The sequence below is a fragment of the Micromonospora carbonacea genome (assembly GCF_014205165.1).
GTDB lineage: Bacteria > Actinomycetota > Actinomycetes > Mycobacteriales > Micromonosporaceae > Micromonospora > Micromonospora carbonacea.
Window position 1 is genome coordinate 3720946 of record NZ_JACHMZ010000001.1, and the last position, 23401, is coordinate 3744346.

General features: G+C 76.1%; 23 protein-coding genes. 7 read left to right on the plus strand and 16 right to left on the minus strand.

Annotation, left to right across the window (positions count from 1 at the left end):
- The first annotated feature begins 13 nt into the window (after positions 1-13).
- Positions 14-3709, plus strand: coding sequence for a non-ribosomal peptide synthetase (locus HDA31_RS15910; protein ID WP_178064606.1), 3696 nt, complete (start codon positions 14-16; stop codon positions 3707-3709).
- Here the strand turns inward: HDA31_RS15910 and HDA31_RS15915 are convergent.
- Entirely contained in the window at positions 3690-4232 is a 543-nt protein-coding gene (locus tag HDA31_RS15915) for a DUF6194 family protein (RefSeq protein WP_178064605.1), read from the minus strand. The genes HDA31_RS15910 and HDA31_RS15915 overlap by 20 nt on opposite strands.
- Positions 4233-4321: 89 nt before the next feature.
- On the opposite strand from HDA31_RS15915, the gene HDA31_RS15920 reads away from it, so the two are divergent.
- A complete protein-coding gene (locus tag HDA31_RS15920; protein WP_178064604.1) occupies positions 4322-5101 on the plus strand; it encodes a MerR family transcriptional regulator in 780 nt (259 codons plus the stop codon).
- 136 nt (positions 5102-5237) lie between these two features.
- On the opposite strand, the gene HDA31_RS15925 is transcribed toward HDA31_RS15920, so the two are convergent.
- From HDA31_RS15925 to HDA31_RS15955, 7 genes are all read right to left on the minus strand, one after another.
- The gene (locus HDA31_RS15925) at positions 5238-5912 is read right to left on the minus strand and encodes a RibD family protein (RefSeq protein ID WP_311774386.1); all 675 of its coding nucleotides are present in this window, start codon (positions 5910-5912) and stop codon (positions 5238-5240) included.
- A gap of 68 nt (positions 5913-5980) precedes the next feature.
- Entirely contained in the window at positions 5981-6634 is a 654-nt protein-coding gene (locus HDA31_RS15930; RefSeq protein ID WP_178064603.1) for a GTP cyclohydrolase II, read from the minus strand.
- Positions 6635-6654: 20 nt separating this feature from the next.
- Positions 6655-7731, minus strand: coding sequence for a lysylphosphatidylglycerol synthase transmembrane domain-containing protein (locus HDA31_RS15935; RefSeq protein ID WP_178064602.1), 1077 nt, complete (start codon positions 7729-7731; stop codon positions 6655-6657).
- Between the two features lie 37 nt (positions 7732-7768).
- Positions 7769-8596: a methyltransferase domain-containing protein gene (locus HDA31_RS15940; RefSeq protein WP_178067358.1), complete on the minus strand. Its 828-nt coding sequence runs from the start codon at positions 8594-8596 to the stop codon at positions 7769-7771.
- Positions 8597-8703: 107 nt separating this feature from the next.
- Positions 8704-9729, minus strand: coding sequence for a glycosyltransferase family 4 protein (locus HDA31_RS15945; RefSeq protein ID WP_178067356.1), 1026 nt, complete (start codon positions 9727-9729; stop codon positions 8704-8706).
- A gap of 53 nt (positions 9730-9782) precedes the next feature.
- Positions 9783-10181 carry a 6-pyruvoyl trahydropterin synthase family protein gene (locus HDA31_RS15950; protein ID WP_178064601.1) on the minus strand — a complete coding sequence of 133 codons (399 nt, stop codon included), beginning with the start codon at positions 10179-10181 and terminating at the stop codon, positions 9783-9785.
- Entirely contained in the window at positions 10169-11164 is a 996-nt protein-coding gene (locus HDA31_RS15955) for a zinc-dependent alcohol dehydrogenase (RefSeq protein WP_178064600.1), read from the minus strand. Before HDA31_RS15955 ends, HDA31_RS15950 begins: the two co-directional genes overlap by 13 nt.
- 131 nt (positions 11165-11295) lie before the next feature.
- Between HDA31_RS15955 and HDA31_RS15960 the strand changes: the two genes are divergently transcribed.
- Both HDA31_RS15960 and HDA31_RS15965 read left to right on the plus strand, forming a co-directional pair.
- Positions 11296-12054, plus strand: a complete 759-nt coding sequence (locus HDA31_RS15960) for a CDP-alcohol phosphatidyltransferase family protein (RefSeq protein ID WP_178064599.1) — start codon at positions 11296-11298, stop codon at positions 12052-12054.
- Between the two features lie 11 nt (positions 12055-12065).
- Positions 12066-13910, plus strand: coding sequence for a sulfatase-like hydrolase/transferase (locus tag HDA31_RS15965; RefSeq protein ID WP_376701389.1), 1845 nt, complete (start codon positions 12066-12068; stop codon positions 13908-13910).
- 18 nt (positions 13911-13928) lie between these two features.
- Here HDA31_RS15965 and HDA31_RS15970 read toward each other — a convergent pair whose 3' ends face one another.
- A complete protein-coding gene (locus HDA31_RS15970) occupies positions 13929-14234 on the minus strand; it encodes a hypothetical protein (RefSeq protein WP_178064597.1) in 306 nt (101 codons plus the stop codon).
- A gap of 208 nt (positions 14235-14442) precedes the next feature.
- Between HDA31_RS15970 and HDA31_RS15975 the strand changes: the two genes are divergently transcribed.
- The 3 genes from HDA31_RS15975 to HDA31_RS15985 are packed head-to-tail and all read left to right on the plus strand — an operon-like array spanning position 14443 to position 16747.
- Positions 14443-15165: a FadR/GntR family transcriptional regulator gene (locus HDA31_RS15975; RefSeq protein ID WP_178064596.1), complete on the plus strand. Its 723-nt coding sequence runs from the start codon at positions 14443-14445 to the stop codon at positions 15163-15165.
- Positions 15162-16028 carry a sterol desaturase family protein gene (locus HDA31_RS15980; RefSeq protein ID WP_178064595.1) on the plus strand — a complete coding sequence of 289 codons (867 nt, stop codon included), beginning with the start codon at positions 15162-15164 and terminating at the stop codon, positions 16026-16028. The genes HDA31_RS15975 and HDA31_RS15980 overlap by 4 nt, the downstream gene beginning before the upstream one ends.
- A complete protein-coding gene (locus tag HDA31_RS15985) occupies positions 16025-16747 on the plus strand; it encodes a lysoplasmalogenase family protein (RefSeq protein ID WP_178064594.1) in 723 nt (240 codons plus the stop codon). The genes HDA31_RS15980 and HDA31_RS15985 overlap by 4 nt, the downstream gene beginning before the upstream one ends.
- Positions 16748-16802: 55 nt before the next feature.
- Here the strand turns inward: HDA31_RS15985 and HDA31_RS15990 are convergent, their stop codons facing one another.
- The 7 genes from HDA31_RS15990 to HDA31_RS16020 all read right to left on the minus strand — a co-directional run bounded on the left by HDA31_RS15990 (position 16803) and on the right by HDA31_RS16020 (position 23315).
- Positions 16803-17069, minus strand: coding sequence for a GlsB/YeaQ/YmgE family stress response membrane protein (locus HDA31_RS15990; protein ID WP_178064593.1), 267 nt, complete (start codon positions 17067-17069; stop codon positions 16803-16805).
- Positions 17070-17218: 149 nt separating this feature from the next.
- On the minus strand, positions 17219-18802 hold the full coding sequence (locus HDA31_RS15995) for a hypothetical protein (protein WP_184871965.1): 1584 nt from the start codon (positions 18800-18802) through the stop codon (positions 17219-17221).
- Entirely contained in the window at positions 18799-19131 is a 333-nt protein-coding gene (locus HDA31_RS16000; protein WP_178064591.1) for a YciI family protein, read from the minus strand. The genes HDA31_RS15995 and HDA31_RS16000 overlap by 4 nt, the downstream gene beginning before the upstream one ends.
- A gap of 73 nt (positions 19132-19204) precedes the next feature.
- Positions 19205-20527: a helix-turn-helix domain-containing protein gene (locus HDA31_RS16005; RefSeq protein WP_178064590.1), complete on the minus strand. Its 1323-nt coding sequence runs from the start codon at positions 20525-20527 to the stop codon at positions 19205-19207.
- Positions 20528-20573: 46 nt separating this feature from the next.
- A complete protein-coding gene (locus tag HDA31_RS16010; RefSeq protein ID WP_178064589.1) occupies positions 20574-21410 on the minus strand; it encodes an SDR family NAD(P)-dependent oxidoreductase in 837 nt (278 codons plus the stop codon).
- On the minus strand, positions 21407-22387 hold the full coding sequence (locus HDA31_RS16015; protein WP_178064588.1) for an alpha-ketoacid dehydrogenase subunit beta: 981 nt from the start codon (positions 22385-22387) through the stop codon (positions 21407-21409). The genes HDA31_RS16010 and HDA31_RS16015 overlap by 4 nt, the downstream gene beginning before the upstream one ends.
- Positions 22380-23315, minus strand: a complete 936-nt coding sequence (locus HDA31_RS16020; protein ID WP_178064587.1) for a thiamine pyrophosphate-dependent dehydrogenase E1 component subunit alpha — start codon at positions 23313-23315, stop codon at positions 22380-22382. The genes HDA31_RS16015 and HDA31_RS16020 overlap by 8 nt, the downstream gene beginning before the upstream one ends.
- Positions 23316-23401 lie beyond the last annotated feature (86 nt).

Genomic DNA, 23401 nt, shown 5'->3' on the forward strand with positions numbered 1-23401 from the left:
GGAGGTTCTGCTCATGTCCGTCGGGTTCGTTGGTGGTCAGGCCCAGGCTCCGGGGCTCGCCGGCCCCGGCACCGACTTCGAGACCCTCGATCTGGTGGGTGATCTGCGGCGGGTGGTGGGGTGGCCGGCGCGGGCGGGTTCGGTGTCGGGGGTGGTGTCGTGGCCGGTGGGTGTGGTGGGTTCGGGTGTGGTGGTGGCGGCGGGGCTGGTCGGGGTGTTGGCGCGGTACACGGGTCAGTCGGAGGTGGTGCTCGGGCTGGCCGGTGGCGGTGTGGTGCGGGTGGACGTGGCCGGTGATCCGGGGTTCGGTGAGCTTGCCGGTCGGGTGGAGGCGGCGTTGGCGTCGCCGGCGGCGGATGGTCCCGGTGGTCCGGTGCTGCTGCATGTGGTGGACGGGCCGGTGGATGCGGTGGGGCCGGAGGTGGTGGATGCCGGTGTGGTGGTGTGGGTGGCCGGGGATGGTTCGGGCCTGCGGGTGGACTTCGCGGTGGAGGAGTTCTCGGCGGGGTGGGTGCGGGGGTTCGTGGATGCGGTGGTGACGTTGGTGGCGGCGGGGGTGGGTGAGCCTGGGCGGGGGTTGTCGGGGCTCACGTTGGTGTCGGTGGTGGAGCGGGAGCGGTTGTTGGGGTGGGGTCGGGGTCCGGTGCGGGAGGTGCCGGGCGCGCCGATCCACGAGTTGGTGCTGGAGTGGGCGCAGCGGTCGCCGGAGGCGGTGGCGGGGGTGGCCGGTGGTGTGGTGTTGACGTACGGGGAGTTGGCGCGCCGGTCAGCGGTGGTGGCGGGGTTTCTGCGGTCGGTGGGTGTGGGATCCGGTGATGTGGTGTCGTTGGCGTTGGATCGGAGTTTGTGGACGTTGGTGGCGGCGTTGGGGGTGTTGCGGGCGGGTGCGGCGTACACGCCGATGGATGTGGCGTGGCCGGCGGAGCGGATGCGGGTGTTGTTGGCCGATCATGGTGCGCGGGTGGTGTTGACGGTGGGTGAGGTGGCGTCGCGGGTGCCATGCCCGGATGGGGTGCGGGTGGTGGCGTTGGACGAACAGTGGCCGCGGATCGAGGCTGTCGGGCCGGTGGACCTGCCGGCGGTCACCGTGGACGGGCCGGCGTTCGTGATCTACACGTCGGGGTCGACGGGCACCCCGAAGGGTGTGGTGCTCACGCACGAGAAGCTGACGAACTTCCTGGCCTGGATGGCCGACGAGTGCGCCATCGGCCCCGACAGCAGAATGCTGCACAGCTGCACGCCCGTGTTCGACGTGGCCCTGGGCGAGATCTTCACGGCCCTCACCTCCGGCGCGACCGTCGTCGTCTGCTCCCGCGACGAGCTGCTCGACGCCCGCCGCCTCACCGACCTGATCGCCAAGGAGCAGGTGACCCACGCGTTCTGCCCGCCGACCAACCTGGCGGCCGTCGACCCGGCCGACTGCCCGAGCATGTCCTGCCTGACGCTCGCCGGGGAGCCGGTGCCGCCGCGGATGGCGCAGCGCTGGCTGGCCGCCGGGGTCCGGCTGATCAACGCGTACGGGCCGGCGGAGGCGGCCGTGGCCTGCACCTGGTACGACGCGTCGACCGGCTGGCCCGGCAGCTACGTACCCATCGGCTGGCCCATGCCCAACCGACAGATCCACATCGTCGACCCCCACCTCAACCTCGTCCCCGCCGGCGCACCAGGCGAAATCCTCATCACCGGCCACGGCATCGCCGACGGCTACCTCCACCGCCCCGAACTCACCACCCAACGATTCGTCACCGACCCCCACACCCACCAACTCGCCTACCGCACCGGCGACCTCGCCCGCTGGAACACCAACGGCGCCCTCGAAATCCTCGGCCGCATCGACCACCAAATCAAAATCAACGGCATCCGCATCGAACTCGGCGAAATCGAAACCACCCTCGAACAACACCCCGACGTCACCACCGCCATCGTCACCCGCCGCGACGACAACGACACCCCCCGACTCATCGGCTACGTCACCGCACGCGACGGACGCACGCCGTCGGTGCCGGCGCTGCGCGAGCACGCGGCGGCGGTGCTGCCCTCCTACATGGTCCCGGCCGTCATCATGGTCCTCGACCGGTTCCCCGTCGGCGGCACCGGCAAGATCAACCGCAACGCGCTGCCCGCCCCCGACGCCCAGCGCCCCGACGTCGGGGTCGACTACGCCGAGCCGACCACCGCCGACGAGCGGCTCGTCACCACGGCCTTCGTCACCGTCCTCGGCATCGACCGGGCCGGCGTCCACGACAGCTTCTTCGACCTCGGCGGGACCAGCCTCCAGTCCGCCGCCCTCGCCGCCGCCCTCGACGAGGCCACCGACGCCGTCGTGCCCGTCTCCCAGATCCGCCGCACCCCGACCCCGCAGGCGCTCGCCGCGTGGCTCGCCACCGCGCCACGCCGCCCCCGGGCGGAGGCGGAACCGTCGGGCGTCGCGCGCTCCGGGCCGGCGAAGCCGGTGCCGCTGACGCTGTCGGTCGCCAAGTGCGTCTGGCTCCCCTTCGAGCTGGTCTGCCCGACCACCTGGTGGGTGGAGGGTGAGCTCAACCTGCGGGCGTTGATGGCCGCGCTCGGCGACCTGCACCGCCGGCACGAGGCCCTGCACGCCCGCTACCGACGCGTCGACCCACCCGTGGCGATCATCCCGCCCAACCCCGGCATGCCCCAACTGCTCCTGCTCACCGACGCCCCCACCACCCAGGACGCCCTCGACCAACTCGCCGACGCCGTCCAACAACCCCTCGACTACACCCAGGGCCGCAACTGGCGCACCGCCGTCATCCGCGACCGCTCCACCAACCGCACCCTCCTCGGCATCGGCATCCACCACATCGCCTTCGACGGCTGGTCCCACACCCTCCTCGTCCGCGACCTCACCCACGCCTACACCGCCCGCGCCAACGGCCACGCACCCGTCTGGGACCGGCCCGCACCCACCCTGCGCCAGACCTACGACGAGTACGCCCGGCTCCACGAGGCCGCCGACCTACCCGCCCAACGCGCATACTGGCGCACCCAGCTCCGCGGCCTCCCCCGCCAGGGCGACGGCGAGCTGAAGGTGCCGCTGGAACAGGCCCTCGCCTGGGGCCCGAAGGCCGGGCACATCCTCACCGTCAGCCCGCAGGTCCTCCAGCGCTGGGACCGGGCGGCCAGGGAACACCGGTTCAGCCGCTCCAGCTACTTCGTCGCCGCGTTCGCCACCGCCCTGCGCGCCATCCACCACCAGGACGACATCGGCCTGCTCATGATCGTGGCGAAGCGCGGCAGCCGGGTGCTCGACTCCGCGTTCACCACCCGGATCAACTCCAACTGCGTGCGGGTGCGGTTCGCGCCCGGGCAGGACCTGATCCGGCACGTCCAGCAGACCGTCGACGAGCTGATGGCCGCCCAGGACGTCCCCTTCTCGGAGAGCGCCGCGGACCCGGCCGTCGGGCTGCCCAGCGAGGTCGTCGCCGGCCTGCCCGGCTTCGCGTACCAGGACAACCTGGTGCTCCCGCTGGAGCTGCCCGGCTGCCGCACCGAGGAGGTCGTCGAGCCGTACGCCCGGGAGGTGATGAGCGGGCTGACCGTCGAGGCGATCCCCCGCCACGCCGACGCCCTGCTGCGCATCACGATCCGCACCGACCTGCTGCCGTTCGCCCTCGCCGAGGAGCTGGGCGACCACATGCTGCGCTTCCTCGAAGCGGGGCCCCAGGTCACCGGCCCGGCGCGCTGAGGTTTCCGCCCCCGTCCGGCCCCGGGCGGCCGCCGGCCCGCCGGTGCCGGTCGACCGCCCGGGCGTGCGCGTGGGCGAGCAGCCGGTCCACCTCCGGGAGCAGGCCGCCGCCGGGGCGCAGGACGCACGCCCAGCCATGCAGGCCGTAGACGGGGTGGGGCAGGACCTCGTCCTGCCGGGTGAAGTCGATGCCGGCCCGGTGGTCGGGGAAGCGCGCGGGCGGGTAGCCGAACCGGCGCTGGAACTCCGCGCGGCCCAGCTCGACGTTGAGGCGATGGACGTCCGGCCGGTCGAGGCGCGAGTCCTCGTCGAAGCCGGGTGTGTCGTGCGCGACGATCGTGGCGAACGGCCGGCGGCGGTCGGGGCCGACGAAGAAGAACCGCTCGCCCCAGCTGGCCCGGGGCGCGCCCGACGCCGCGTCGGCCCACACCTGCGTGACGCCGGGCAGCGCGAGGATCCGCCGGGCGAGCTCGGCCTCGGTCGGGATAGGGGCGGCGGGGACGGGCGGGGGCGACGGCGTCATGACCTCTACCGTATCGTCGAACACCCTTGTGAAGCTCGGGCCGGAGCACAGGCGGTGGGGCTGGCGGCAAGCATCAAACGGGAGGTCAGGTGCGCAGGAGTTCCTACCGGCCGACCGACCTCGCGCGCGAGCACGGCATCTCGACGCAGACGGTCCGCAACTACGAGCGCGACGGCGTGCTGCCCCCGGCCCGGCGCACGCCCAGCGGCTACCGCGCCTACACGGCCGTGCACGTGCGGGCGCTGCGCGCCTACCTGGCGCTGATCCCGGCGCACGGGTACGCCACCAGCGGCGAGATCATGCGCGCGGTCAACGCCGGGGACCTGGACACCGCCCTGCGCGCGATCGACCACAGCCACGCCCGCCTGCTGCGCGACCGGGAGACGCTCGACGCCGTCGAGGCGGCCGTGGGCCTGCTCACCCAGCCACCGTCGGCGACCCGAACCGACAAGCGTGCGACGGCCCCATCCGACCAGCCGGCGCCGGGCCGGCCCGGCCGGGTGGCGGCGGGCCGACCCGACCGGCCGCTGGCGATCGGCGGCCTCGCCCGCCGGATCGGCGTGACCCCGGCTGCGCTGCGCAAGTGGGAACGGGCCGGCGTCCTCGCGCCGAGCCGGGGCACGGCCACCGGCTACCGCCTCTACTCGGCCGACGACGTGCGCGACGCCGAGCTGGCCCACCTGCTCCGGCGGGGCGGCTACCGGCTGGACCACATCGCCACGGTCGTGCGGCAGGTCCGCGACGCCGCCGGCACCGAGCCGCTGGCCGAGTCCCTGGCGAGCTGGCGGCGGCGGCTCACCGACCGGGGCCGGGCCATGCTCACCGCCTCCGTGCGGCTCGCGGAGCACCTGTCCCCGCCGGACGATTGACCCGCGCGCCGGCCGACGATCCGGCCGGCGCGACGAGCGGAGCCGGGGCGGGCGCGGCGACCGACGCCCGCGCGACCGCGCGGAGCGGACGCCCGCGCGGCGGCCGGTCGGGTCACGCGTCGGGTCACGCGTCGGGTCACGCGTCGGGGCAGCGCCCCGACAGGGCGTAGCGCAGCAGGACGACGTCGCCGATCTGGCGGACCTCCGCCAGGCCCGCGCGACGGCCGGGGTGCCACGGGAACCGGCCCTCGCCGGGGAAGCGCGGCGCGCGGCGGTCACCGACGAAGAACGGGGCGACCACCAGGTGCAGTTCGTCGGCGAGGCCCGCGCCGAGGAACAGGGCGTGCACGGCCGCGCCGCCCTCCACCATGAGCCGGCGCACCCCCCGGGCGGCCAGGTCGGCCAGCACCCGGCAGGGGTCGACCGGGTCGCCGCCGTCGGCGACGGTGGCCAGGCCGTCGAGCCGGTGCCGGGTCCGCGCCAGCACGGACGTGGCGCAGTAGACGACCCGCTCGGCGTCGCCGACGGTGAAGAACCGCGCCGCCGGGTCGAGGTCGCCGCTCCCGGTGACGGTGACCTTCGTCGGCGACGGCGGCAGGCCGCGGTCGGCCCGCTCCCGCCGCCGCTGCGGCGAGCGGATCACCAGGCGCGGATCGTCGGCCCGGACGGTGGCCGCGCCGACGAGGATGGCGTCGCACCCGGCCCGCACGGCGTCGACCCGGTCCAGGTCCGCCTCGTTGGACAGCAGCAGCCGCTGGTCGCTGGCGTCGTCGATGTAGCCGTCGATCGACATGGCGCAGCTGAGCAGCACGTACGGCCGGGGTGTGGCGGGCCCGGCGGCGGCCGGCCCGGCGGCGTGCGGGGTGGGCGCGGCGGCGGTCACCGGACGAACGGGAGGTCGATGGTGTGGGCGGCGCGGTCCACCTTGGCCGCGAGGTAGCCGGCGTTGGCGTCGGACAGGTGCAGCCCGGTCGGCACCCGCTCGGCCACCTCGATGCCGAGCCGGCGCAGCTGGTCGGCCTTGTCCGGGTTGTTGCTGAGCAGGGCCACCCGCTCGGCGCCCAGGGCCGCCAGCATCTGCGCGGCGACCGTGTAGTTCCGTTCGTCCGCGCCCCGGCCCAGCGCCAGGTTCGCCTCGTAGGTGTCCAGCCCGGCGTCCTGGAGGGCGTACGCGTCGAGCTTCGCGTACAGGCCGATGCCGCGCCCCTCCTGACGCAGGTAGAGCAGGAGCCCACCGGCGGCGGCGATCCGCTCGACCGCCTCGCGCAACTGCGGCCCGCAGTCGCACCGCTGGCTGCCGAACACGTCCCCGGTCAGGCACTCGCTGTGCGGGCGCACCAGCGGCGGCGGCCCGCCGGCGGCGGCCCGGTCCACCCCGGCCGACCAGTCGCCGAGCCCGAACGCGAGGTGTTCCCGGCCGTCGACGAGGCCGTGGAACGAGAACACCCGGGCCGTGGTCGCGTAGCCGTCGGGGAAGCGCAGCGGGACCGTCACCTGGGTCCGGATGGTCGCGACAGGCAGTGCTTCGGACATCGGTCTCCTTCGTCGGACGGTCAACCGTGCACGCCGGTGCGCGCCGGACGCGACACCCACCGGGCGACGCGGGCGGTGGCGACGGGGGCCGGGGGCACGACGCCGGGCGCGGCGGGCCGCGGGAGCCGGCGGACCAGCAGCACCACGCCCCCGGGCAGGCTCGCCACCAGCGCCAACGCCCCGTACACGGTGGCGGCGGCGACGCCCTGCCCGGCGGTCAGTCCGGCGGCGGCGAACGCCCACGCGGCCACCCCCTCGCGCGGCCCGAACCCGCCCACATTCAGCGGCAGGATCATCGCGAGCAGGGCGAGCAGCGTCAGCGGCAGCAGCCGGGCAAGCGGCGCGGCGGAGCCCGCCGTGCGGGCCGCGACGACGAACGTGGCCAGGTGGCCCGCCAGCACCACGGCGGAGGCGACCAGCACGCCGGCCCAGGTCCGCCGCCCCAGCACCCCGGAGCGGACGTCGGCCACGGCGGTGCGCAGCGCCCGCGCCCACCCCGACGCCCCCGACCGGGGCGCGACGCGCCCCAGCAGCACCGCGCCCAGGCCGGCGACGACGAGCAGCGCCGCCGCCACCGGCAGGTACGGCCGCACCGGCGACGGGAACGCGGCCAGCACGCCCACCGCGAGGACCACCGTGACCGCCTGGCCCGCCGTGCGCTCCCAGACCACGGCCCGCACGCCGCGGCTGACGTCCCCGCAGTCGCGGCCGTGGCGCACCGCGCGGTCGACGTCGCCGAGCACCCCGCCGGGCAGGGTGGAGTTGAGGAACACGGCCCGGTAGCAGTGCGCCACCGCCGCGCGCAGCGGCAGCCGGACGCCCAGCCCGGCGGCGACCAGGCTCCACCGCCACGCGGCGCAGACGGTGGTGACCAGGCCGATGCCCAGCGCCGCCGCGAGGGCCGTGCCGTCGATCAGGCGCAGGCCGGCGAGGAACGGGCCGCTGCCCAGCCGCCACAGCAGGGCGGCCAGCACCGCCACCCCGGCGAGGGTGCGCGCCCACCCCCAGAACGACCGGGGCAGCCGGCCGACGCGTGTGGCGGGCGACGCCGCCGGTTCCGTGCTCGCTGGCAAACCCGGTCCTCCCTGCACGATCATCTTCCCTCCGGGTTCACGTGTGGCGCGCCCGGATGGTTCACCCGCAGCCGGCGAGCAGGTCGGCGTGGTCGACCAGGACGTCGAGCGTACCGGCGCGGGCGGCGGCCCGCCGGGTTCGGCCGTACGCCGTGGTGCGGCCGGTCAGCTCGGGGCGCTGCTCACGGGCGGCGCCCAGCCAGCCGGTGAACCACTCGGCGGTCAGCTCGGCGCGGTCCGGGCCGAGCCGCCACGGGCTCGGCCGGGTCAGCACGTCGACGCCGCGGCGGGCGAACGCGGCCACGCAGGCGGCGACGGCGTCGGGGCCGAGCAGCGCGCCCCGGCCGGGTACGACGCGCCGCTGGTGGTCGTCGAACGCGGCGGCGACGTCGGCGTCCAGCGGGTCGGCGGGGGTCAGCCGCACCCGGCCGACCACCGTGAGGGTGAACAGGGTGGGCCGGTCGGCGCAGGCCGCCACGATCCGCCCGACCTCCTCGGCGGTGAGCATGTCCAGCAGCGCCGACGCGGTGACCAGGGACGCGTCGGCGAGGTCGGCGGCGGACAGCCGGGTGATGTCACCCTGCCGGGTCTCCACGGTGACCGCGCCGCCGCCGGAGGCGGCGAGGCCCGCCAGGGCGGCCCGGGCCCGCGCCAGCAGGCCGGGGTCGCGGTCGTGGAGCACCCAGTGCTGCGGGCCGGGCAGCCGGGGGGCCAACCAGCGCCCCATCGACCCGGTGCCGGCGCCCAGGTCGTGGATCACGACCGGCCGGTCGCCGGCGAGGCGTCGGCGCACCGGCGTCAGCAGGGCCGCCGCGCGGGCCGCCGCGTCGGCGGGCTCCCGCATCCGCAGCCAGCCGGCGAAGGCGGCGGTGTCGTCGCCGTCGCTCATGTGCCCCGCCGCGCCGTCGTGGCCGTCACGCGGGCTGGTCACCGGACCGCCGTCGCCGTGGCCGTCACGCGGGCGGGCCACCGGACCGCCGTCGCCGTGGCCGTCGCTCATGCCGCCGCTCCCTTCAGGACCGCCGCGAGAATGGTGGAGGTGGTCGACCAGTCGGTCAGGGCCGGCCGGCGGGCGCGGGCGGCGCGGCGCAGCCGCTCCCGCAGGCCGGCGTCGCCCAGCCAGGCGCGCAGCGCGCCGGCCAGCGCCGCCGGGTCGCCGGGCGGCACCAGCAGGCCGGGGCGTTCGCCGCCGGGGGCGCGGCCCAGCGCCTCGGACACGCCGCCGACGTCGGTGGCCAGCACCGGGATGCCCCGCGCGAGGGCCTCGGTGACGACCATCCCGTACGTCTCGCCGCGCGAGGCCAGCACCAGCAGGTCGGCGGCGGCGTACGCGGCGGACAGGGCGGGACCGGTGCGCGGCCCGAGCAGTTCCACCCGCCCGGTCAGGCCGGACCCGGCGGCCTGCCGGCGCAGCCGCCGCACGTGGGCGGGGTCGCGGGTCAGCGCGCCGACGCAGGCGCACCGCCACGGCAGGTCCGCCACCGTCGCCAGGGCGGCCAGCAGCACGTCGTGCCCCTTGTGCGGGGCGACGGTCGCGACGCAGAGCAGCGCCGTTCCGGCGGCCGTGCCGCCGGCGAGCGGGGCGGGGTCGACCCCCGGCGCGGCGACGTGGACCCGGCCGGCGGGCAGCCCGTACCGGTCGATCAGCCGGCGGCGGGTCCACTCGCTGGTGGCGACGACGGCCGTGGCGACGGCCAGGGCGCGGGCCTCGGCGTCGTCGTCGCGCGGCATGTGCACCAGCACGACGAGCCGCAGCCTGCCGGCCTGCGCCCGCAGCTCCTGCGGCGTGACCGAGGCGACGAGGCCGTCGAGGAGCGCCACCGCGCCGTCGGGCAGGGCGGCGAGCCGGGCGGCGAGGTCGGCCCGCGCGGCCGGGCCGGGCGTCGGCCAGTCGCCGGGCACCGGATGCTCGTGGACCCGCCAGCCGGCGTCGGCCAGCGCGGCGCAGGCCCGGCGGTCGTAGTGGTTGCCGCCGCTGGGCGTGGCCGGGTCGTCGATGTCGCCGGGGAGCACCACGTGCACCTCGGGCCGGGCGGCGGCGGGGACGCCGGCCGGCGCGCCCGGGGCCGGGGCTGTCACAGGGGCCGCTCGTAGCTGGCCCAGGCGACGTGCGACTCGTGCAGGGTGACGGTGATCCCGGCCAGCCCTTGCGCGCCCGCGCCGAGGTCGCCCGCGCGCACCCGGTCGGCGAGCCGGTCGGCGACCGTGCGGGCCAGCACCTCCGTGGTGGTGTTCACCCCGGCGAACGCGGGCTCGTCGTCGAGGTTGCGGTAGGTCAGCTCGCCGAGGACGGCACGCAGCTGCTCGGTGGCCAGGCCGATGTCGACGACGATGCCGTCGGCGTCGAGGTCGGGCCGGCGGAACGTGGCGTCGACGACGAAGGTGGCCCCGTGCAGGCGCTGCGCCGGGCCGAAGACGTCGCCGCGGAAGCTGTGGGCGATCATCATGTGATCGCGGACGGTCACGCTGAACACGGGTCACTCTCCTGGTAGGTGATGAGGTGGCACAGGGCGGGCAGGCTGCCGTCGGTGAGGCCGGCGAGCACGTCGGGCAGTTCCGCGAACGGCGAGCTGCCGGTGAGCAGCGCGTCGAAGGCGGGGTCGGCGAGCAGCTCCAGGGCGAGGGCGAGCCGGTCGGCGTGCGTGCGGCTGCCCCGGCGGGCCGGGGCGACCATGCCCACCTGGCTGCTGCGCACGGTCAACCGGCCGGAGTGGAACGCCCCGCCCAGCGACAGCCGCACCGCGCGGTCGCCGTACCAGCTCAGCTCCAGCGCCGTGCCCTCCGGGGCGAGCAGCTCCAGCGACCGCTGCAACCCCTCGGAGGTGGCGCTGGCGTGCACCACCAGGTCGCGCCCGCCGGTGGCCCGCTCGGGGGTGGCGAAGTCGACGCCGAGCGCGGCGGCGACGGTGGCCCGGGCGGGGTCGGCGTCGACCAGCTCGACGCGCACCCCGGGGAAGCGGGCGAGCAGCGCGGCGACGCCGCAGCCGACCATGCCCGCGCCGACGACGCTCACCCGGTCACCGAGCAGCGGCGGCGCGTCCCACAGGGCGTTCACGGCGGTCTCCACGGTGCCGGCGAGCACGGCGCGGGCCGCCGGCACCCCGTCGGGCACCGGCACCACGGCCGAGGCCGGCACGACGTACGCGCTCTGGTGCGGGTGCAGGCAGAACACGGTCCGCCCGCGCAGCCCGGCCGGGCCCTGCTCGACGACGCCGACGCTGAGGTAGCCGTACTTCACGGGGGCCGGGAAGTCGCCCTCCTGGAACGGGGCGCGCATCGCGGTGTGCTGGTCGACCGGGACCCGGCCGGCGAAGACGAGGGTCTCGGTGCCCCGGCTGACGCCCGAGTAGCGGGCCCGCACCAGCACCTCGTCGGGGCCGGGGGTGGGCAGCGCCGCCGGGCGGATCTCCCCCACCCCGGGCTCACGCAGCCAGAACGCGTACGCCTCGCCGGTCACCGGAGGGTCCTCGTCGTCACGTCGTCCTCCTCGTGTCGTCCGCCGCACCGAACCGTTCGGCCGGATTCTCCGTGTTGTCTGTCGACAGCCTGTCGAACGGCAGTCTCTCGATCATCAAACACGGAGGCACGGTGCGCAGGGTTCAACACGGTCCGCTGGCAGGTCTGGTCAGCCTGTTCGTCCTGCTGGCGGGGATCGGCGCGACCGTCGGCCTCGGGCCGGCGGGCTGGCTCGCCGGCACGGCGTACGGAATGGTCCTGAGCGGGCTGCTCGCCCGGGCGCTGCGCGGGGCGGGCGAGTCCGGCCTGGGGCCGGCGGACGTGGTGACGTTGGGCCGGGCGGTGCTGATCGGCGGGGTGACGGCCCTGGTGGCCGACGGCTTCACCCGGGCCGTGCCGGTGCCGTTGCTGGTCGGCCTCGCCGCCGTGGCGCTGCTGCTCGACGCCGTCGACGGGCAGGTGGCGCGGCGCACCGGCACCGCGAGCGACCTCGGGGCCCGGTTCGACATGGAGGTCGACGCGTACCTCATCCTGCTGCTGGGCGTGCACCTGGCGCCGACGGCCGGGGTCTGGGTGCTGACCCTCGGCGCGATGCGGTACGCCTTCGTGGCGGCCGGCTGGACGTCGCCGTGGCTGCGTGGGTCGCTGCCGCCGCGGCGGTGGCGTAAGGTCGTCGCCGCGCTCCAGGGCATCGTCCTGGTCGTCGCCGCGGCCGGGGTCCTGCCGCCGGTCGGGGCGACGGTGCTGCTGGCCGGGGCGTTCGCGCTGCTCGTCGAGTCCTTCGGGCGCGACGTCGGGTGGCTGTGGCGGCACCGTCCGGTCGCCGGGCGCGACGGCGCGGCCCTGCGCCGGGACGACCCGGTCCGGGTGCCGGCCCACCTGCCGGCCTGACCGCCCACCGGATGCACGGGAGAGAAGACGACGTGACGAACCACCCGGGCGACCCCACCGATGCGGCCGGCGACGGCCCGCCCCGCGCCATCGGCGACGAGACGACGGGCGACGACACGACGACCGACGCCACCGGCGACGGCACGGGCGGCGACGAGGGTCGGCGCGCGGCGGACGACGCGGGCCGGCCGGCCGCGCTGCCGGGGCGGGGTCGACGGGTCCGCCGCGCGGTGACCGGCACCCTGGCCGCGCTGCTGGTGGCCGCCGCACTCACCGCCCCGGACCAGTTGCGGGAGCTGCGCCCGGCGGCGTTCCTGCGGCTGCCGGTCGAGGCCCTGGTCGTCGCCGCTGGGCTGCTCGCCCTGCCGGCGCGTCCCCGCCGGGTGGCCGCCGCCCTGACCGGGGCCGTGCTGGGGCTGGTCACCGTGGTCAGGCTCACCGACCTGGGCTTCCAGGTCGCCTGGGACCGCCCCTTCGACCTGGTGTCGGACTGGGTGCTGTTCGACGACGCGTACGGGTTCCTCGCCGGCTCGATCGGCCGGCCCGGGGCGGTCGGCGTCGCCGCGGGCGTCGTGCTGCTGGCCGTCGCCCTGCTCGTGACCCTGGCGCTGGCCGCGCTGCGCCTGGCCGCGCTGCTCGCCCGGCACGACACCGGGGCGAGACGGGCCGTCGCGGCGCTGACCGTGGGCTGGGTCGCCTGCGCCGCCTTCGGGGTGCGGATCGTCCCCGGGGTGCCGGTGGCCGACAGCGGCGCGACCGCCATGGTCCGTTACCACGCGGTCCAGGTGCGCGGCGGGCTCACCGACGGTGAGGTGTTCGCCGCCGAGGTCGCCGCCGACGGGTTCCGGGACACGCCGGGCGACCAGCTGCTGACCGCGCTGCGCGGCAAGGACGTCGTCGTCGCGTTCGTGGAGAGCTACGGCCGCGACGCGGTGGAGGAGCCGGAGTTCGCGCAGGTCGGCGCGGTGCTCGACGAGGGCACCCGGCGGCTGCGGGCGGCCGGGTTCGCCTCCCGCAGCGCCTATCTCACGTCCCCGACGGCGGGCGGCGGAAGCTGGCTGGCCCACGCCACGCTGCTGTCGGGGCTGTGGATCGACAGCCAGCAGCGGCACCGCAGCCTGCTCGCCACGGACCGGCTCACCCTCGGCGGGGCGTTCCAGCGGGCGGGCTGGCGGACGGTCGGGGTGATGCCCGGCGCGCTGGCCGACTGGCCGGAGGGCGGGTTCTACGGCTACGACCGGTTCTATCCGGCCCGGGAACTGGGCTACCGGGGGCCGAAGCTGGGCTACTTCCTCATGCCGGACCAGTACGCGCTGTCGGAGTTGCAGCGCCGCGAGCGGTCGGCCCCCGGCCACCCGCCGGTGATGGCCGAGATCCCGCTGACCTCCAGCCACTCCCCGTGGACGTCGTTCCCCCGGGTCATCGACTGGGACGACGTGGGCGACGGCTCGGTCTACCACCGCAACTCGGCGGTGGCCGACGTCGGCGGCAAGCCGGTGCGCCGCACCGCCGCCCAGATCCGCGCGGACTATCGGCGCACCATCGAGTACACGCTGAAGTCGCTGATCTCCTACGTGGAGACCTACGGCGACGACGACCTGGTGCTGGTCTTCCTCGGCGACCACCAGCCCGCACCGGTCGTCACCGGCGAGGACGCCAGCCGGGACGTGCCGGTCACCGTCGTGGCCCGCGACCCGAAGGTGCTCGACCGGATCGACGGCTGGCAGTGGCAGGACGGGTTGCGGCCCGGGCCGGGCGCGCCGGTGTGGCGGATGGACACCTTCCGGGACCGCTTCCTCACGGCGTTCGGGTCCCGGCCGGGGGAATCCGCGCCGCCGGCCGCCGCCCCGCGCTGACCCGGGCGCACGCCCGGGTCAGGCGGCCTCCCGCCCGGTGCGCGGGTGCTCGGGCCGGGCCGGCGCGGCGGGCCGGGGGCGGGGCGCGGGGGCCGGCGCTCCCGCGCCGGCGTCGCCCCGGGCCAGCCGCATGGCGCGCTCGGCGTTCAGCAGCGGGTCGCACGGGGCCTGCCGGCCGCCGCAGAGCAGGTTCTGGCAGCGGCCGGCGGCGTCGGGCTGGTGGGCCTCGGCGACGTCGTACGCCAGCCGCCACAGCAGCGTGTCCGTCACGTCGCTCGGCGGAGCCGTGTCGTGACTGGACCGGTGGTGCGTTGTGCCGGACACGCGGAAACCCCTCTCGTCGTCGCTACCCGAACAGGTTGACCGGCATTCCGGCCCGCTAAACCCGCCCCGGGCAGGCGGTTGGTCACACCACGCCGATTGTCGTTCCCCGCCGCAAATGCGGTTGCCGGCGTCGCCCGGCCCCGACCACAGGCAGCCGAGTGGTCCAACCAGTTGACGGGTTGATGTGGGCCGGGCCACACTGCACCGCATGACCTTCGTCCCTGTCCCCCGGGGTTCCGTCTCCGACCACGTCTTCGCCCAGCTCCGCGACGCCGTCGTCAGCGGCGCATACCGGCCCGGGGACACCCTGCCCGGCGAGCGGGAGCTGGCCGCCGCGTTCGCGGTGAACCGGCACGCCGTGCGCGAGGCGCTGCGCCGCCTGCAACAGCTCGGCCTGGTCCGGGTCAGCCAGGGCGGCGCGACCCGGGTGCTCGACTGGCGGGTGCACGCGGGGCTCGACCTCGCCCTGTCCCTGGTCCGCTCCGGCGACGTCCTGCCGGTCGACACGCTCGTGCGGGACATGCTGGAGATGCGCGCCTGCATCGGCGTCGACGCCGCCCGGCTCTGCGCCGAGCGGGCCGACGCGGCGACGCGGCAGACCGTCACCCGCGCCGTCGAGGAGTACGCCGCGCTCGCCCCCGACCTGCCCCGGATGGCCGAGGCCAACATCACCCTGTGGCGGCACGTGGTGCGCGGCTGCGGCAACACCGCGTACCTGCTGGGTTTCAACAGCCTCGTGGCCGGCGCGCTCGCCGTCGGCGAGGTGCCGCCGCAGCGGCGCGCCGCCGAGCTGCTCGACGTCGCCGGGCACCGGCGGCTCGCCGAGGCGATCGCCGACGGCCGGGGCGACGACGCCGCGCGGCAGGCGCGGGCCCTGCTCACCGCCGCCCTCGCCGCCCCCGCCGCGCCGGGACGGGAGTGCCGCGCATGATCCCCGCCGTGCTCTACGCCGTGCCCGCGTTCCTGCTGCTCATCGTCGTGGAGGCGGTGTCCTACCGGTTCGCGCCCGACGACGACGAACGCGGCTACGAGCTGCGCGACACCGCCACGAGCCTCACCATGGGGGCGGGCAGCCAGGTGATCGGCTTCCCGTGGAAGCTGCTCACGGTCGGCCTGTACGCCGGGCTGTGGGCCCTCGCGCCGGTGCAGCTCTCCCCCGCCAGCGTCTGGACCTGGGTGCTGCTGTTCGTCGCCGACGACCTGGCCTACTACTGGTTCCACCGCACCCACCACGAGGTGCGGCTGTTCTGGGCCAGCCACGTGGTGCACCACTCCAGCAGGTTCTACAACCTGTCGACCGCGCTGCGGCAGAGCTGGACGCCGATGACGTCGCTGCCGTTCTGGCTGCCGCTGGCCCTGCTCGGCATCCCGCCGTGGATGATCTTCCTCCAGCAGTCGGTCAGCCTGCTCTACCAGTTCTTCCTGCACACCGAGCGGGTCCGGGTGCTGCCCCGGCCGGTCGAGTGGGTCTTCAACACCCCGTCGCACCACCGCGTCCACCACGGCGTGAACGCCGAGTACCTGGACCGCAACTACGGCGGCATCCTGATCGTCTGGGACCGGCTGTTCGGCACCTTCGAGCCGGAACGCGCCCCCGCCCGGTACGGGCTGACCACGAACATCGGCACCTACCACCCGCTGCGGGTGGCCACCCACGAGTACGCGGCGATCTGGGCCGACGTGCGCGCGGCGGCGTCCTGGCGGCACCGGCTGGGCCACCTGTTCCGCCGGCCCGGCTGGCGGCCGCCACCGGCCCCGGCGGTGGCCGTCCGGGCCGCGCAGGGCGCCCGATGAGGCGGCTCGTGCCGTTCGGGCTGGTCGCCGCCGTCGAGCTGGTCGGCGTGGCGCTCGACAACCTGGTGCTCCAGTGGCTGACCAAGCCGCTGCTGGCCCCGCTGCTGCTGCTCTGGCTGCTGCGGCCCGGCCCCGGGCGGCCCGGTGGCGGGTGGGCCACCGCCGGCGCGGCGCGCACGGCCGGGCGGCGGGGCTTCGACGCGTTCGCGCTCGGGCTGGTCTTCGCCACGGCCGGCGACGTGGCGCTGCTGCTGCCCGGCGAGCCCGCCTTCCTGGTCGGCATGGGCTGCTTCCTCGGCACCCAGGTCAGCCTCGTGGTGGCGTTCACCCGGCACCGGCGGCCGCCCGTGGCGGTGGTCGCCGGCTATCTGGCCCTGTGGGCGCTGGCCAACGCCGCCCTGTGGGGTCCGCTCGGCCCGCTGCGGCTGCCGGTGCTCGGCTACAGTCTCGCGCTGTGCCTGATGGCCGCCGCGGCGGCCGGGGTCTCGGGGCGCGCGGCGGCCGGCGGGGCGCTGTTCCTGGTGTCCGACCTGCTGATCGGCGTGGACGCGGCCGGCACGACCCTGCCCGGCCACGGCCTGCTGGTGATGGGCACCTATGTCGCCGCGCTGCTGCTGCTCACGACGGCGTGGGCGGCGGCCGGCGCACCCGGCGCGCCGGGCCGGACGCGCCGGACCGGGGCCGACCGCGCGGCGCGCCGCGACCCGGCGAGGCCCTGAGCCGCCGCCGGCCCGCCCCGGTGCGGGGGCGGGCCGGCGGCGGGCGGGAGCGTGGTCAGCGCCGGCGGCCGTACGCGCCCGCGACGAGCGACACGCCGATCGCGGCGAAGGCGACCTGGAGGAACAGCTCGATCCAGTCGACGCCCGCCGTCTCGTCGACCCCGAGCACGCCGGCCACGAGGGTGCCGAGGATCGCGGCCACCACGCCGATCAGCAGGGTGAGCCAGATCGGGATGCTCTGCTTGCCGGGCACGACCAGCCGGCCCAGCGCGCCGATGATCAGACCGATGATGATGGCGGTGAAGAAACCGGTGACTTCCACTGGGCCGATCCTCTCGAACGGTTGTCGCGTGCACCTCCACGGTGCCCCCCGCGGCCCGGGCGGCAAACCCTCCGCGACCCGGCCGGCGGATTCTTCACACGACTGTCATGGTCCCGCCCGGCAACCGTCATGCCGCCCGCCGGGCGCGGTCAGCCGGCCGAGTGGGCGTGCCGGGCGGCCCGCTCGGCGAGCCACAGCCAGCGGCGCTGCACCTCCCCGCCGGTGGCCGCGACCATGGCGAGGGCGTCGCCGCGCACGGCGGTCAGGGCCGCGGCGTCGGCCGCCGGGTCGTCGAGCAGGGCCGCGCCGTCGCGGAACGCCTCGGCCTCGGCCGAACCGCCGAAGCGGGGGGCGACCTCGTCGCGCCAGAAGTCCGCCCAGGCCAGCTCGGGGTTCCAGGTGAACCGGGCGTACGCCAGATAGCTGATCTCGTTGGTCGGGTGGTAGGCCGCCGCCTCGGCGAAGATGGTCAGCCCCCGCATCCCGGCCGCCCCGGAGCGGGCCGCCATGTCGGCGTACATCTCGGGCACCCAGGAGTGGCGCTGCCGGTTCCACTGCGACCCGGCGTGGGTGCGCAGCACGTTCGTGGTGTGCGGCAGCCGGTCGACGTGGGCGGCGGTGAGCCGGTCGCGCTGGTCGTACCAGAAGCCCCGGTTCACGCAGTACTGGTAGGCGACGTCGTCGGGCAGGTCGGCCAGGGGCTGCTGCGCGTCGAGGTCGAAGATGTTGTCCCAGTAGACCTCGACGAGGTGGCGCAGCGGCACTCCGGCCGGGCCGGGGCGGCGGGCGGTCTCCAGCAGGGTCGGGTAGACCGCCCGCATCGCCTCGTAGGACCAGGAGGTGCGCTCGCCGCCGGTGCGCTCGCCGCAGCGGGCGCAGGCGCAGCTGCCGTAGTCGCCGGTCTCGAAGTTGATCCCGCCGACGGGCAGGGTGTCCAGCAGCCAGTCGATCGCGTCGCGGTGCCAGGCGAGGTTGTCCGGCTGCGAGGGGCAGGCGGCCATCATGTACTCGCTGGCCGGGAAGTGCAGGTCGCCGAACTCGTCGATGTCGAAGCCGACCTTCTTCGGCAGCTCGGCGGCCAGGTCGGGGCGCTGCCGCAGCCAGGTCGCCAGGTTGTAGCGGTGCCGACCGTCGAAGTAGATGCCGCCGTAGGCGTTGACGCCGATCCCGGCGATGATCCGCACGCCCCGGGCGTTGGCGTACTCGCACAGGTCGCGGGCCGCCTCGACGCCGCCGTGGGCGTCGCGCAGGAGCCCGTACACGACGATGCCGCCGATCCGTTCGCGGCTACAGAAGTCGACGAGCCGCCGGTAGTCGGCACCGAACGCGTCGGCGGACTTCGCGTACGGGTTGAGCGCGCCGATCTCCTGCTGGCCGAGCTGCCGGGTGTCCCAGTTGGTCGAGTGGTCCCAGGTCCACAGGGTGCGCAGCGGCAGCCCGGGCGCGGCGGCGGACGCGCCGACGGGCAGGCCGGCTCCGGTGGCCCGGCCGACGAGGTCGCGGGCGGCGTAGACCAGGCCGGCGAACGGGTCGCCGGTGAGCCGGATCTCGCCGGACTCCGGCACGTCGACGCGGTGGCCGCCCTCGGGCAGCGCCGGGTCGACGGCGAGGCGCACCGGCACGGCGTCCGGGCCGCCGTCGCCCCACGCCGCGCGCAGCAGGGCGGCGGCGTACGGCGCGTGCTCGGCCCCGAGCACCCGCACGCCGGGAACCTGGCGGTACGACGACATCATGTCCTCCCGAGGGTGTGGCTGGTGGCGGCGAGGAAGTCGACCACGTCGAGCGTGGTCCACACCCCGTGCCGCCAGTAGGGGTCCTGTGCGACGAGGGCGCGGGCGGCGGCCGCGTCGGCGGCCCGCAGCACCAGCACGGAGGCGGTCAGGTCGGCGCGCGCACCGGCGACCAGGGCGGCGCCGTCGGCGAGCAGGGCGCGCACGTGCGCCAGGTGTGCGGCCCGGTGCGGTTCGCGCCGGACGGCGGCGTCGGCGGCGAAGACGGCGGTGACGAGGTACGTCGGCTCGAACCGCAGCGGCGCGCCCGCGTCGGGGGTCGGCCCGCTCACGGGCCCGGTCCCGCTGCCGCCGCTCACGCCGCGGCCCCCGTTCGCGCCCGGCCCGCTCCCGGCTCGGCCCCGCTCACGGCTCGGCCCCGATCGCGCCGAGGAGCCGCCGCATGGCGACCCGGTAGACGGCCTGCGGGCGGCCCGCGCCGGTGCTCACGTGCACGCCGACCTCCTCGGCGAAGCCGGCCGCCCGCAGGGCCTTGAGCAGGCGGCGGGCCGAGCGCGCCTCCACCCCGTACGCGTCGGCCAGCCCGCGGGCGGTGACCTGGTCGGGGTCCATCTGGTGCAGGGCCTCCAGCAGCCGCCGGGTCGACAGCGGCCCGATGTGCAGCTGCTCGGAGACGCGCAGCACGCCCGGGGCGGTCTCCCGCAGCCGGGGACGCACGGCGGTCTCCCGGCTGGAGTAGACCTCGCCGTCGGGGAAGACCACGTGGGTGTCGCCGCTGTGCCGGCCCAGCGCGAGGGCCTTGCGGGCGTTGTCCTCGGCCGCGGCGATGGTGGTGCCCGCGCCGAAGCCGACGGCGTGCCCCACGTCGACGCCGCGCAGGGTGAGCAGGGAGGCGTGCCCGTCGCGGTGCCGGGCGATGGCGCTCTCCACGGTCCCCCGCGTGGTGGTGATCACCATGGTCCGGTCGTCGACGGTGGCGAGCCGGCCGCGCATCCGCTCGGCGTGCTCCAGCAGCGCCTCCCGCACCCGCAGCCGCTGCCGCTCGGCCTGGTACGGGTCCTGCGCCCGGTGCGTCGACGCGCCGAGGTCGACCATCATCACGGCGATCTGGGTGGCCCGGGACTGGCGCACCTCGGCGGCGAGCCAGGCCCGGCGCAGCGCGTCGCGCACCGAGGCGCGGGTGTGCTCCACGCGCCACACCGGCACCCCGCTGTCGGCCAGGTCGCGGTGCACCGCGCCGAGGCAGGTCAGGCACGCCTCGACCGCGCCGGAGGCGTAGCGCTCGCGGTGGTAGGCGGTGATCTCGTCGAGGCCGGAGAAGAGCAGCCCGGAGGAGTCGGCGATTGGCAGGATCTCCGTCGGCGGGGCGACCTCGATGTCGTGGTACGTCTCCCGGACGATCTCGGCCTCGATGGTGTCCACGCTGACCCGGGGCAGCTTCCCGCCGGTGGCCAGCAGCATCCGCGACAGGGTCCGGTAGAGGTCGATGCCGGCGTGCGGGACGTAGTCGATCTCGGCCCGCAGGTCGCCGGCCGCGCTGGCGAAGGCGTACGGGATGCGGCCGGTGAACAGCAGCACCTGGCACACCTCGTCCAGCTCGCGGGCGAGCTCGGGGGCCTGCTCGGGCCGGGTGTAGGCGCGCGCGGTGACGCTGTCCGCGCGGCCCTCCCCGGCCGCCACCTCCTGCACGAGCCGGATCGAGTCCTCCGGGCCGATGATCCCGATCACGATGCTGCCTCCATGTCGTGCGCCGCTGGCCAGGTGGGCGGGGTGCTCAGCCGGTGCAGACCGTGCCGGCGAGGCCGGCGCTGACCGGCGACGCCAGCAGGACCAGCACCGAGGCGACGTCCTCGGGGCGACCCAGCGCGGCCTCGACCGCGGCGATCCGCCCGCCGTCGGTGCCGTTGGCCCGCGCCTCGTCCAGCGACCGCCGCATCAGCGGCGTGTCGATGTCCCCCGGGCAGAGCGCGTGCACACGGATCCCCTGTGGACCGAGCTGACGGGCCAGCGTGAGCGCCAGTCCGTGCAACCCTCCCTTACTCGCGCCGTAGGGTACCGAGCCGGAGCCGGTCTGCACGCCCGCCTTCGACCCGACCAGCACGAGCACCCCGTCGCGGGCGCTCAGGTGCCGGGCGGCGTGCTTGGCGACCAGGAACGGGCCGGTGAGGTTGACGGCGATGACCCGCGCCCACAGCTCGACGGGCACGTCGCGCACGTCGAGGCCCTGGCCGCGCATCACCCCGGCGACGTGCAGCACGGCGTCGACCCCGCCCAGCTCGGCGGCCACGGCGTCGAGCGCCCCGGCGACCTCCTCCTCCACGGTGACGTCCGCGCCCCGGGAGCAGGCCGTCGCCCCGGCGGCGCGGGCCTGCGCGGCGGCGCGGGCCGCGCCGGCGGCGTCGGCGTCGAGCACGGCGACGGCCGCGCCGGCGTCGGCGGCGGCGGCCACGGTGGCCAGGCCGATGCCGGACGCGCCGCCGACGACGACCACCCGCCGGCCCGCCAGCAGACCGGCGCGGTCGCCGCCGTCGGCCAGCAGACCGGCGCGGTCGCCGCCGTCGGCCGGTGGGCGGTCGCCGCCCACCGGCGCGCCGGCCGGGGCGTCGCTCACGGCCGGACCGTCCGGCGCACCGCGTCGGCCACGGTCGCGGCCTCGGGCACCACGACGGCCTGCAGGGCCGGCGCGGCGGGCATCGGCACGTCCGGGGCGGCCACCCGGGCGATCGGCGCGCGCAGGTCGGCGAAGCACTCGGCGGCGGCCCGGGCGGCGATCTCCGCGCCGAACCCGCCGGTGAGGTTGGCCTCGTGCGCCACGACCAACCGGCCGGTGCGCGCCACCGACGCGGCGACCGTGTCGAAGTCGAGGGGGTTGAGCCAGCGCAGGTCGACCACCTCGACGTCGATGCCCTCCCCGGCCAGGGTGGTGGCGGCGTCGAGGGCCGCCGACACCATGCGGGACCAGGCGACGACGGTGACGTCGGCGCCGGACCGGACGACCCGGGCCCCGCCGACCGGCTCCACCGGGGCGTCGGTGCGCACCGGGCCCCGGGTCGGGTAGAGCATCCGGGCCTCGGCGACGACCACCGGGTCGTCGCTGACGACTGCGGTGCGCAGCATCTGGTACGCGTCGTCGGGGGTGGCCGGCAGCGCGACCCGCAGGCCGGGGGTGTGCGCGAAGTACGCCTCCGGGGAGTGCGAGTGCTGGGCACACGCCCCGGGCGAGTAGCCCTGCTGCATCCGGATCACCAGCGGGGCCTTCCACCGCCCGGCGCTGGAGTAGCGGATGGTGGCGATCTGGTTGACGATCTGGTCCATCGCCACGAACGAGAAGTCGGCGTACATGATCTCGGCGATCGGCCGCAGCCCGGTCATGGCCGCGCCGAGGGCCATGCCGAGGAAGCCGGTCTCGGAGATCGGGGTGTCGAAGATCCGGTCGGAGCCGAACCTCTTGTGCAGTCCCTTCGTGGCGCCGAACGGCCCGCCGGGCAGGGCCACGTCCTCGCCGAAGTAGACGGTGTCGGTCCGGCTGTCCAGGGCCCAGGTGAGGGCCGCGTTGACGGCCTGGATGTAGCGCAGCGACTCAGACATAGACGTGCTCCCTCGCGGTCGCCGGGTCCGGGTGGGGGACGGCGCGGGCGGCGGTGACGGCGGCCTCGATCTCGGCGTCGACCTCGGCGTCGATCGCGTCGAGCCGGGCGGTGAGGTCCGCGTCGGCGGCGGCGCGGATGCGGGCCAGCGGCTCGCGTAGCCGGGCGGCGGCGATCTCGCCGGCCGGGCGGTAGTGCTGCGCGTCGCCGCTGTAGTGGCCGACCAGGCGCTCGGTCATGGCCTCCACGATGGACGGGCCGGAGCCCTCGCGGGCCCGGTCCACGGCCTCGGCGACCGCGTCGTACACGGCGTCGGGGTCGTTGCCGTCGACCACCCGGCCGGGCAGGCCGTAGCCCGCGGCCCGCTCGGCGAGCTGCTTCACCCGCACCATGTCGGAGATGCGCGACATCTCGGAGTAGACGTTGTTCTCCACCACCAGCACCAGGGGCAGGTCGAGCACGGCGGCGAGGTTGAGCGCCTCGTGCACGTTGCCCTGGTTCATCGCGCCGTCGCCGATGCTGACCACCGACACCGCGCCGCTGGCGGTGCGCTGGGCGGTGAGCGCCGCGCCCGTCGCGATCGGCACCCCGGCGCCCACGATGGAGTTCTCGCCGACGAACCAGCGACCCGGGTCCGACAGGTACGGCGAGGCGGCGCGCCCGCCGCACAGCGCCGAGTCGCGGCCCATCATCTCGGCGAACAGGCCGGTGAGGTCGACGCCCCGGGCGATCGCCCAGCCGTGCCCCCGGTAGGTCGCGGTGACGTGGTCGCCGTCGCGCAGCGCCCGGCAGGCGCCGACCGGGACGGCCTCCTGGCCGTTGCACAGGTGGATCGATCCCGGGATCTCGCCGGCGTCCTTGAGGGCGGTCAGCCGCTCCTCGAACCGGCGGATCCGGGCCATGAGCCGATAGTCGTCCGGCAGCCCCATCACATCCCCCAGAGATAATTGAGCCTTATTCCGACTCGTTGGTTGAGGAGCCTAGACCAGCAGTCCAGGGCTATGGAAGAGTGCTG

Coding starts and splice junctions, on each gene's coding strand:
- HDA31_RS15910 (WP_178064606.1), top strand. CDS start 14: ATGTCCGTCGGGTTCGTTGGTGGTCAGGCCCAGGCTCCGGGGCTCGCC.
- HDA31_RS15915 (WP_178064605.1), bottom strand. CDS start 4,232: ATGACGCCGTCGCCCCCGCCCGTCCCCGCCGCCCCTATCCCGACCGAG.
- HDA31_RS15930 (WP_178064603.1), bottom strand. CDS start 6,634: ATGTCCGAAGCACTGCCTGTCGCGACCATCCGGACCCAGGTGACGGTC.
- HDA31_RS15935 (WP_178064602.1), bottom strand. CDS start 7,731: ATGATCGTGCAGGGAGGACCGGGTTTGCCAGCGAGCACGGAACCGGCG.
- HDA31_RS15940 (WP_178067358.1), bottom strand. CDS start 8,596: ATGAGCGACGGCGACGACACCGCCGCCTTCGCCGGCTGGCTGCGGATG.
- HDA31_RS15965 (WP_376701389.1), top strand. CDS start 12,066: ATGCACGGGAGAGAAGACGACGTGACGAACCACCCGGGCGACCCCACC.
- HDA31_RS15975 (WP_178064596.1), top strand. CDS start 14,443: ATGACCTTCGTCCCTGTCCCCCGGGGTTCCGTCTCCGACCACGTCTTC.
- HDA31_RS15980 (WP_178064595.1), top strand. CDS start 15,162: ATGATCCCCGCCGTGCTCTACGCCGTGCCCGCGTTCCTGCTGCTCATC.
- HDA31_RS15985 (WP_178064594.1), top strand. CDS start 16,025: ATGAGGCGGCTCGTGCCGTTCGGGCTGGTCGCCGCCGTCGAGCTGGTC.
- HDA31_RS15995 (WP_184871965.1), bottom strand. CDS start 18,802: ATGATGTCGTCGTACCGCCAGGTTCCCGGCGTGCGGGTGCTCGGGGCC.
- HDA31_RS16015 (WP_178064588.1), bottom strand. CDS start 22,387: ATGTCTGAGTCGCTGCGCTACATCCAGGCCGTCAACGCGGCCCTCACC.
- HDA31_RS16020 (WP_178064587.1), bottom strand. CDS start 23,315: ATGGGGCTGCCGGACGACTATCGGCTCATGGCCCGGATCCGCCGGTTC.